The 9,986-nt window shown below is 75.9% G+C and carries 8 protein-coding genes; all 8 read left to right on the top strand.

The annotated features are described in order from the left end of the window. Window positions 1-100: 100 nt before the first annotated feature. Genes ABT369_RS28890 through ABT369_RS28855 form a run of 8 tightly spaced genes read left to right on the top strand, consistent with a single transcriptional unit; the run spans window position 101 to window position 9,986 of the window. Window positions 101-1,756 carry an ABC transporter ATP-binding protein gene (locus ABT369_RS28890; RefSeq protein WP_350616590.1) on the top strand — a complete coding sequence of 552 codons (1,656 nt, stop codon included), beginning with the start codon at window positions 101-103 and terminating at the stop codon, window positions 1,754-1,756. Continuing rightward, on the top strand, window positions 1,749-3,446 hold the full coding sequence (locus ABT369_RS28885) for an ABC transporter ATP-binding protein (protein WP_350616588.1): 1,698 nt from the start codon (window positions 1,749-1,751) through the stop codon (window positions 3,444-3,446). The genes ABT369_RS28890 and ABT369_RS28885 overlap by 8 nt, the downstream gene beginning before the upstream one ends. Further along, window positions 3,437-4,228 (top strand): alpha/beta fold hydrolase, encoded by a 792-nt coding sequence (locus ABT369_RS28880; RefSeq protein ID WP_350616586.1) that lies wholly within the window; start codon window positions 3,437-3,439, stop codon window positions 4,226-4,228. Before ABT369_RS28885 ends, ABT369_RS28880 begins: the two co-directional genes overlap by 10 nt. Next, window positions 4,225-5,031, top strand: a complete 807-nt coding sequence (locus ABT369_RS28875) for a siderophore-interacting protein (protein WP_350616584.1) — start codon at window positions 4,225-4,227, stop codon at window positions 5,029-5,031. Before ABT369_RS28880 ends, ABT369_RS28875 begins: the two co-directional genes overlap by 4 nt. Continuing rightward, window positions 5,018-6,361: a cation:proton antiporter gene (locus ABT369_RS28870; protein ID WP_502891836.1), complete on the top strand. Its 1,344-nt coding sequence runs from the start codon at window positions 5,018-5,020 to the stop codon at window positions 6,359-6,361. The genes ABT369_RS28875 and ABT369_RS28870 overlap by 14 nt, the downstream gene beginning before the upstream one ends. A 14-nt stretch (window positions 6,362-6,375) precedes the next feature. Further along, entirely contained in the window at window positions 6,376-7,146 is a 771-nt protein-coding gene (locus tag ABT369_RS28865) for a 2,3-dihydro-2,3-dihydroxybenzoate dehydrogenase (RefSeq protein ID WP_350616582.1), read from the top strand. Window positions 7,147-7,189: 43 nt separating this feature from the next. Then, window positions 7,190-8,386 carry an isochorismate synthase gene (locus ABT369_RS28860; RefSeq protein ID WP_350616581.1) on the top strand — a complete coding sequence of 399 codons (1,197 nt, stop codon included), beginning with the start codon at window positions 7,190-7,192 and terminating at the stop codon, window positions 8,384-8,386. After that, complete coding sequence (locus ABT369_RS28855) at window positions 8,376-9,986, top strand: (2,3-dihydroxybenzoyl)adenylate synthase (RefSeq protein WP_350616579.1); 1,611 nt, start codon at window positions 8,376-8,378, stop codon at window positions 9,984-9,986. Before ABT369_RS28860 ends, ABT369_RS28855 begins: the two co-directional genes overlap by 11 nt.

Genomic DNA, 9,986 nt, shown 5'->3' with positions numbered 1-9,986 from the left:
GCGGAGGGGCCGCTCATCGTGAACACAGTTTCCTCATGCCGGCGCCGGAGCCTGCGGAGGTGACGGCATGAGCGGTCGGGAGCGAAGCGGAGGTGACGGCATGAGCCCGGTGGTGTTGCTGCGCTGGTGCCTGCGCCACGCGGCCCGCGGGGTCACGGCCTCCTGGGTGGGCGGGCTGGCGTACCAGGGCGGCCTGATCCTGCTCCCGTGGTGCCTCGGCCGCGCCCTCGACGAGGGCATCACGGCCGGCGACCGGCCCGCCCTGTTCCGCTGGGCCGCCGCGACCCTCGCCGTGTCCGCCGCGCTCACCGGCGCCGAGTTCGCGATGCGGTGGTGGGCCGCGCTCGCGGGCGTGCGGGCCGGCAACGCCCTGCTGCTGCGGCTCGCCGGGCGGGTGCTCGGCTGGGACGCGCGCACGGCCGGCGGCTTCTCCGCCGGGGACCTCGTCACCCGCGGCACCCGCGACGTCGAGACGATCATCGTGTGGATCGCCACCGTGCCGTCGCTCGTCAGCGGCGTGCTCGGCCTCGTCGCGGTCATCGCGGTCGTCGCCACGCTCGGCCCGGCCCTCGCGGCGGTCGGGCTGGCCACCGTGCCGCTGCTGGTCGCGGTGAACCTGTGGTACCCGCGGCGGTACGAGCGGGCCAACAGCGCCCTGTCCGCGGCCCACAGCGCCCGCGCCGACGCCGTCGAGGACCTGCTCTCGGCCAGCACCGCGGTCCGCGGCCTCGGCGGCGAGACCGAGCTCGTGCGCCGCCACCGGGCCGCGAGCGACACGGTCCGCGAGCGCACCCTGGCCCTGGCCCGGGTCGCGGCCTCCTGGGCCGCGCACGCGCCCTTCGTGCCGTGGCTGGCGACCGCGGCCGGCGTCGGCGTCGGCGGCCTGATGGTGCTGGACGGGGCGTTCTCCGTCGGCGGCCTGGTCTCCTTCGCCAGCTGGATGACGCTGCTCGGCCGCCAGGTGATGATGCTGACCTTCCGCTTCAGCCAGCTCGGCGACGCCTGGACGGCCGCGACCCGCGTCGGAGCGGTGCTCGGCGCCGGGGCGGGCGAGCGGCCGGGCACGGGCCGGGCGCCCGAGGACGGCGAGCTGGCCGCGACGGACCTGGTCGTCGAGCGCCCCGGCCGGGCGCCGCTGCGGCTGCCCGGGCTGACGGTCCACAGTGGATCCTTCGTGGCCGTGGTCGGTGGCGTCGGTACGGGCAAGACGACGCTCCTGCGCCTCCTGGCCGGACTCGAGGAGCCGAGCGCGGGCACGGTCCGGTTCGGCGGCACCGAGCTTCGGGAGCTGGACCCGGACGGCCTGCGGGACGCGATCACCATCGTCGGCCAGCGCCCCCTGCTGCTGTCCGGCACCATCGCCGAGAACCTGCGCCTCGGCCGCGACGGGCTCACCGACGACACCCTGCGCGAGGCGTGCCGGACCGCGGCCGTCGACGCCTTCGTCGACGAGCTCCCCGACGGCCTGGCGACCGAGGTGGGGGAGCGCGGCAACTCCGTCTCCGGCGGCCAGCTCCAGCGCCTCGCCCTCGCCCGCGGCCTGCTGCGCGGCGCCCGGGTGCTGCTGCTGGACGACGTGACCTCGGCCGTGGACGCCGCGACCGAGCGGCGCATCCTCGACGGCCTGCGCGCCCTGGACGTCACGATCGTCTTCGCCACGTCCCGCCCCGCGGTGGCCGCGGCCGCCGACCGCGTGATCGATCTCGGCGAGGCCGTGACCACGACGACCGGCAAGGAACTGGTGAGCAATGGCTGACGTCAGAAGGCTCGCCGAGGAGCCGGACCTGCGCCGGGTCCTGCGCCGCGCCTGGCCGCACCTGCGCGCGCACCGCGGCATCGTCGCCGCCGGGATCGCCGTCAACCTGGTGTCCACGCTCGCCCTGACCCTTGTGCCGGTGCTCATCGGCCGGGCCGTCGACCGGCTGCTCGACCACGACCGGCACGGGCTGCTCGTCACCGCGGGCGCCGTGCTCGGCCTGGTCGTCGCCCGGACCCTGCTGCTGCGCTGGTCGGAGCTGCTGCTCACCCGGGCCGGCGAGCGGGTCGTGCAGGGGCTGCGGGACCTGGTGGTGGAGCGGCTGGGCGCCACCCCGCTGCGCTTCCTCGAGGCGCACCGCGGCGGCGACCTGCTGCGCCGGGCCACCGTCGAGATCGCCGAGCTGGCCACCTTCGTGCGCAGCCAGCTGCCGGACCTGATCTCGCTGGGCGGGTACCTCGTCTTCACCGCGCTCGTGCTCGTCGGCTCCTCGTGGTCGCTCTTCGTGGTGCTGCTGGTCGTGTTCGGCCCGCCGATGTGGTGGATCACCCGGCGGTTCCGGGGCGCGGCCGAGCGCGCGTACCCGGCCGAGGCCGCCGCCCAGGCCGACCTCGCGGCCACCTTCACCGAGAGCCTGCAGGCCCGCGAGCAGCTGCGGATCGACGGCGCCACCGGCACCTGGCTCGGCCGCATGGAGCGGGAGACCGACGCCTACCTGCGCACGGCCCGGGCCGCCCAGCGCGCCGCGACCTGGATCGACGTCACGTGGGTGATCCAGGGCCTGACGAGCGCGGCCCTGCTCGTCGGGGGCGGCCTGCTGGCCGGCGCGGACCTGGTGACCGTCGGCGTGGTGGTGACGTTCGTCCTGGCCAGCCGCGACCTGTTCAGCTCGGTCGACGACTTCACCCTCGTGGCCGGCGAGATGCTCGAGTCCCGGGTCGGCCTGGCCCGCCTGCTCGACCTGCTGGAGGCCGCCGAGCCTCCGGCCCGGGTCAGCGTCGGCGCGGACGCGCCGCGGCCACCGCACCGGGGGCTCGTGGCGGAGGCGGTCAGCTACGCCTACCGCGACGGCGAGCCGGTCCTGCACGACGTCTCGGTGTCGTTCGCGCCCGGGGAGCACGCCGGGCTGGTCGGTGAGACCGGCTCCGGCAAGACGACCCTGGCCAAGCTGCTGTGCGGGCTCTACCGGCCCGACGGCGGCGCGGTCCGCCACGGCGGCGACGACCTCGCCGCGCTCGACCCGGCCGAGCTGCGGCGGCGGCTCGTGCTGATCCCGCAGCAGGTGCACGTCATCGCCGGCAGCCTCGCCGACAACCTGGCGCTCACCCCGGGCCGGCCGACCCGGGCCGGCTTCGCCGCGGCCGCCGACCGGCTCGGCCTCACCGGCTGGGTCGAGGGGCTGCCGGGCGGGTTCGACGCGCCGCTCGGGCGGCGGGGCGAGCGGTTCTCGGCCGGCGAGCGGCAGCTGGTCGGCCTGATCCGGGCCGCGATGATCGACCCGGACGTGCTCATCCTCGACGAGGCCACCGCCGACCTCGACCCGCGCACCGCGCACCGCATCGAGGCCGCCCTCGCCCGGCTGCGCGCCGACCGCACGGTCCTCGTCATCGCCCACCGCACCAGCACCATCGAGCGCCTGCCGAGGGTCGTCCGCCTCAGCGCGGGCCGGGTGGAGGAACCATGCCCCTGATCGACGTCGACGGCGTGCGGCTCAACGTGCAGGTGTCGGGCGACGGGCCCGCGGTGCTGATGCTCGCGGGCACCGGCGCGCGCGGCCGGACGTGGCATCTGTACCAGGTCCCGGCCCTCGTCGCGGCCGGCTACAAGGTGATCACGTTCGACGCCCGCGGCATCCCGCCCAGCGACACCCCCGGCCTGGTCACCGTCGAGGACCTGACCCGGGACGCCATCGCCCTTGCCGAATCTCATGGCCCGGTCCGGCTCATCGGCTCGTCGATGGGCGCGCGGGTGGCCGCCGAGGTGTGCCTCCGGCGGCCGGACCTCGTCGACCGGGCCGTGCTCATGGCCGCCTTCGGCCGCGAGAGCGTCTACCTCAGGGCGATGAGCGCGGCCGAACGGGCCGTGGCCGGCCTGGACCTGCCCCCGCAGTACCGGGCCGTGGTCCGCGCCGCGTTCAACCTCTCCCCGCGCACCCTCGCCGACGACCGCCTGGCCCGCGACTGGCTGGACGTGTTCGAGGCGCCGCTGGGCACCGCCGAGGAGAGCGACACCGAGCCGGCCACCGCGCCGGACCGGCTCGGCGACTACGGCCGCATCCGCACGCCCTGCCTGGTCGTCGGGTTCGCCGACGACCTGATCGCCGCCGCGGCGCTCGGCCGCGAGGTGGCCGCGGCCATCCCCGGCGCCCGCTACACCGAGATTCCCGACGCCGGGCACTACGGGTACCTCGAACAGCCCGGCCGCGTCAACGCCGAGCTCCTCCAGTTCCTGTCCACCAAGGAGACCGCATGACCCCCGCCCGCGACGTCGAGCTCGTCTGGCACGACCTGACCCCGAGGCTGCTCGAGGTCCGGCGCGTGCACCGGCTCAGCCCCGGCATGGTCCGCGTGACCTTCGGCGGCGAGCAGCTCGACGGCTTCTGCCACGCCGCCCCCGACGACCACGTGAAGGTGTTCTTCCCCGAGCCCGGCGCCGAGCTCCCGGTCATGCCGACGCTCGGCGAGGACGGCCTGGAGCCGCCGCCGCCCGGCTCGCCGCTGCCCGTCTACCGCGACTACACGGTGCGGTTCCTGCGCCCCGAGCGGCGCGAGCTCGACATCGACTTCGCGCTGCACGGCCACGGGCCGGGCGGGTCCTGGGCGGCGCAGGCGCGGCCGGGGCAGCGGCTGGGCATCCTCGGCCCGCGCGGGTCGAACCTGGTGCCGCTCACCTTCGACTGGTACGTCCTGGGCGCCGACGAGACCGCCCTGCCCGCGCTCGCCGCCTGGCTGGAGCGGCTCCCCGAGGACGCGCGGGCCATCGCCCGCATCGAGGTCGCGAACGCCGCCGAGGAGCAGCCGCTCACCACCCGCGCGGACGCCGACGTCCGCTGGCTGCACCGCGAGCGCGGCGAGACCCTCGCGGCCGAGCTGACCGGGCTCACGCTCCCGGCCGGCGACGGCTACGTCTGGGTCGCCGGCGAGGCGGGCGGCCTCAAGCCGATCCGCCGCCATGTGCGCAGCCTGGGTCATCACAAAGCATGGACAGAGATCGATGGTTATTGGAAGTGTGGGGTGGTGAACCTCGACCACCACGAAGGGGATGATCGTGAGTAGTCCGCTGCCCAGCCTCGCACCACACGTCCTGCTGGTCTTCCTGCTGCAGATCTCGCTGCTGCTGCTGGTCGCCCTCGCGCTCGGCCGCGTGGCGGTCCGGTGCAAGCTGCCCGCCCTCGTGGGCGAGCTGCTGACCGGCGTGATCCTCGGCCCGTCACTGCTCGGCAACTGGTCGCCCGGCGCGCTGCGGTGGCTGTTCCCCGACGACGCCAACCAGCTGCACCTCGTCGACGCCGTCGGCCAGATCGGCGTGCTGCTGCTCGTCGGGGTCACCGGCGCCCAGCTCGACGCCGCGATGATCCGCCGCCGGGGCATCACCGGCGTGCGGGTCAGCCTCTCGGGCCTGCTGCTGCCCCTGGCGCTCGGCATCGGCGCCGGGTTCCTCGTCCCGGTGGCACTGCTCACCGGCAAGACCGACCGGTGGGTGTTCGCGCTGTTCCTCGGCGTGGCCATGTGCGTGACGGCCATCCCGGTCATCGCCAAGACCCTGGCCGACATGGGCCTGCTGCACCGCGACATCGGGCAGCTGACCCTGGCCGCCGGCTCGGTCGACGACGCCATCGGCTGGTTCCTGCTCTCGGTCGTCGCGGCCGCGGCCACCACCGGGGTGCACGCCGGCGGGGTGGCGCTGTCGGTGGTGTACCTGCTGGGCTTCCTCGCCGCCGCGCTGCTGATCGGCCGCCCGCTCGTGCGGTGGGTGATGCGCCACGCCGCGCGCTCGAGCGAGGGCGGGGTCCGGGCCACCGCGGCCGTCATCCTGATCCTGCTCGGCGCGGCCGCGACCCAGTCGATGGGCATGGAGGCCCTCTTCGGCGCCTTCATCGCCGGCATCCTCATCGGGCAGACCCGGGAGCGTCCGGGGGAGCTCGACGCCGACCCGGGCCGCCCGCTGTGGACCGACCTCGCGCCGCTGCGCACGATCGTGCTCTCGGTGCTGGCGCCGATCTTCCTGGCCACCGCCGGGCTGCGCATCGACATGCGGGCCCTGGGCGACCCGAAGGTGCTCCTGGCCGGCATCGCGCTGCTGCTCATCGCGATCATCGGCAAGTTCGTGGGCGCGTACGCCGGGGCCCGGGCCAGCCGGTTGTCGCACTGGGAGGCGCTCGCCCTCGGGGCCGGCATGAACTCGCGGGGGATCGTCGAGGTCGTCGTGGCCACCACCGGCCTGCGGCTCGGGGTGCTGAGCATCGCCACGTACACGGTCGTCGTCCTCATCGCCGTCGTCACCTCGGTGATGGGCCCGCCGATCCTGCGCTGGGCCATGAGCCACGTCGACGTCACGGAGCAGGAGCGCTCGCGGGAGCAGTCGCTCGCCGCGACGACGGTCTAGGAGGGAGGAGCACCATGGACGGGATCGTGCTGGTGACCGGCGCTGCCCAGGGCATCGGCCGCGCCGTCGCCCGGGCGTTCGCGGCCGGCGGCACGCGGGTGGCGGCGCTCGACCGCGACGCGGAGGGCGTCGCGAAGCTCGCCGCCGAGCACGACGGCATCACCGCCTTCCCCGCCGACGTGCGCTCGGCGGCCGAGGTCGAGGACGTCGTCGCGGCCGCCGAGGCCGGGCTCGGCCCGATCACCGTCCTGGTCAACGTGGCCGGGATCCTGCGCACCGGCCCGGTGCTCGGCTACGCCGACACCGACTGGGCCGACACGTTCGCGGTCAACGCGAGCGGGGTCTTCCACGTCAGCCGCGCGGTGGCCCGGCGGATGCGCGTCCGCCGGGCCGGCGCCATCGTCACCGTCTCCTCGAACGCGGCCGGGGTGCCGCGGGCGGGCATGGCCGCGTACGCCGCGTCGAAGGCGGCCGCGACCCACTTCACCAAGAGCCTCGGGCTGGAGCTGGCGGAGTACGGCATCCGCTGCAACGTCGTCGCCCCCGGCTCGACGGACACCCCGATGCAGCGGGCCATGTGGGCCGGGCACCCCGGCGGGCCCGCGGCCGGGGCGGCGGCGGTCGTCGCCGGTGACCCCGCGGCCTACCGCACCGGCATCCCCCTCGGGCGCATCGCCGAGCCCGAGGACATCGCCGACGCCGTGCTCTTCCTCGCCTCCGAGCGGGCCCGGCACATCACCATGCACGAGCTGTACGTCGACGGCGGCGCCACGCTGCGCGCCTGAGCGCCATCCCGGCACACCCTGCCGGCCGAAGGGAGCACCACCCGTGACCACCGACACCGCCGCCGCGTCCGGCACCGAGACCGCCGCCGACCTCGTCGCCGCGTACCGGCCCGGCCGAAGTTCGCTGTTCGCGTCCCCGCGCGGCACGCTGCTGGCCGAGGGCACGTACTTCGCCGTCCCCCCGTCCGGCCGCCGCGACGCCCTCGCCGACCTCGACCGCCGGGTGCGGGCCGTGCTCGGCGTCGCCGAGGCGGCCGGGCACTCGGTGCGGGCCGTGGTCGGCGCGGTGCCCTTCGCCCCCGACGCCCACGCCCACCTCGTGGTGCCGATGCACCTGCGCCGCGGCGGCCCCGCCGGCCCCGAGCGGCCCGTGAGCCTCGAACGGCACGGCATCACCGGGCTGCACGCGGTGCCCGCGCCGGACCGGTACGCCGCCGCCGTCGGCCGCGCCGTCCGCCAGATCGGCGACGGGCACTACACGAAGGTCGTGCTCGCCCGCTCGCTGCGCGCCGACTCGCCCGGCTTCGACCCGGCCCCCGTGGTGCGGGCGCTCGCCGCGCGGGAGCCCGGAGGGTACACCTTCGGCGTCGACCTCGGCGCCGGGCGCACCCTGCTCGGCGCGAGCCCCGAGCTGCTCGTGTCCCGGCACGGCCGGCGGGTCGCGGCCCACCCCCTCGCCGGCTCGGCCGCCCGCAGCGCCGACCCGGCCGAGGACGCCCGCCGGGCCGCCGCCCTGCTGCGCTCCGAGAAGGACCGGCACGAGCACGCGGTCGTGACCCGGGCCGTCGCCGACGCGTTACGCCCGTTCTGCGCACAGCTCACGGTGCCCCCGGAGCCCTCCCTGGTGCGCACCGCCACCATGTGGCACCTGGGCACCCTGGTCACCGGGGCGGTCGCCGACCCGGCGACGAGCGCGCTGACCCTCGCGACCGCGCTGCACCCGACGCCGGCCGTCTGCGGCACGCCGACCGCCGCCGCCCGCGCCGCGATCGGCGAGCTCGAGCCCTTCGACCGCGGCTTCTACACCGGCATGGTCGGGTGGGTCGACGCGGCCGGCGACGGCGAGTGGGCGGTGACCATCCGCTGCGCGGTCGCCGATCCCGGCGGCCTCGACCTCTTCGCGGGCGCCGGGATCGTGGCCGGGTCCGACCCCGGGGCCGAGCTCGCCGAGACCTCCGCGAAGCTCGGCACCATGCTGGCCGCCCTCGGGCTGTCGACGGAGCGGGCCGATGTGGCCTGAGGACTTCCAGCGGGTGTACCGCGAGCGCGGCTACTGGACCGGACAGACGTTCGACGACCTGCTGCGCGAGCGGGCCGAGGCGCATGGCGACCGGATCGCGATCGTCGACGGCGAGCGCCGGGTCACCTACGCCGAGCTGCGGGACCGGGCGCTGCGCCTGGCCGCCGGGCTGCACGGCATCGGCATCCGCCGCGGCGACCGGGTCGTCGTGCAGCTGCCGAACACCGCCGAGTTCTTCGACGTCGTCTTCGCGCTGTTCCGCCTCGGCGCCCTGCCGGTCTTCGCGCTGCCCGCCCACCGCTCGGCCGAGATCGGCTATTTCTGCGCGCACACCGAGGCCGTCGCGTTCGTGACCACCGACGTGCGCGAGGGCTTCGACCACCGCACGCTCGCGGCCGCGGCCGAGCCCGCGACCCTCGTCGTCGCCGGGGACCCCGGTGGCCACGCCGGCCTCGCGACCCTCTACGGCGATGCGGACGACGTGGCCCGGCTGCCCGCGGGCCCGGCCGCGGACGAGGTCGCCTTCCTGCAGCTCTCCGGCGGCAGCACCGGGTTGCCGAAGCTCATCCCGCGCACGCACGACGACTACCTGTACAGCGTCCGCGCCTCCGCCGAGATCTGCGGGCTGGGTCCCGGCAGTATTTACCTGACGGCGCTGCCGGTGTCGCACAACTTCACCATGTCCTCGCCGGGCGTGCTCGGGACCCTGCACGCCGGGGGCCGGATCGTGCTCGGCCGCCGGCCCGACCCCGCGACCGTCCTGCCCCTCATCGAGCGGGAGCGGGTGACGATCACGGCGGTCGTACCCCCGCTGGCCCTGCTGTGGCTCGAGGCGGTCGAGTCCGCGACCACCGGGGGCTCGACCCGCCCGGACCTCGGCAGCCTCGAGGTGCTGCAGGTCGGCGGCGCGAAGCTGGCCGATACGGTCGCGGCCCGGGTCGGCCCGGTGCTCGGCTGCCGCCTGCAACAGGTGTTCGGCATGGCCGAGGGCCTCGTCAACTACACCCGGCTGGACGATCCCGACGAGATCGTGCTGCACACCCAGGGCCGGCCGATCAGCCCCGACGACGAGCTGCGGATCGTCGACGACGCCGACCGGCCGGTGCCGCCGGGGGAGGTCGGGCACCTGCTCACCCGCGGGCCGTACACCATCCGCGGCTACTGGCGCGCGGCCGCGCACAACCGCACCGCCTTCACCGCCGACGGCTTCTACCGCACCGGCGACCTGGTCCGCCGCCGGCCCGACGGCTATCTCGTGGTCGAGGGCCGCGCCAAGGACCAGATCAACCGCGGCGGCGAGAAGATCGCCGCCGAGGAGGTGGAGAACCACCTGCTGACCCACCCGTCGGTGCACGACGCCGCGGTCGTCGCGGTGCCCGACGCCTACCTCGGGGAGCGCAGCTGCGCCTTCGTGGTCGTCCGGCCCGGCGCCGCCCCGCCGACCCTGCCGGCCCTGCGCCGCCACCTGCGCGAGCGGGGCCTGGCGGCGTTCAAGATCCCGGACCGCATCCGGGTCGTCGATGCGTTCCCGGTCACCGGCGTCGGCAAGATCAGCCGGCGCGAACTGCGAGCCGCGCTGGCCGCGACTCAGAAAGGCTGA

Origin of the sequence: Dactylosporangium sp. NPDC000244, assembly GCF_040300725.1 — a bacterium.
In the GTDB taxonomy this organism is placed as follows: Bacteria; Actinomycetota; Actinomycetes; order Mycobacteriales; family Micromonosporaceae; genus Dactylosporangium.
This window is presented reverse-complemented; position numbering and strand designations above follow the sequence as displayed.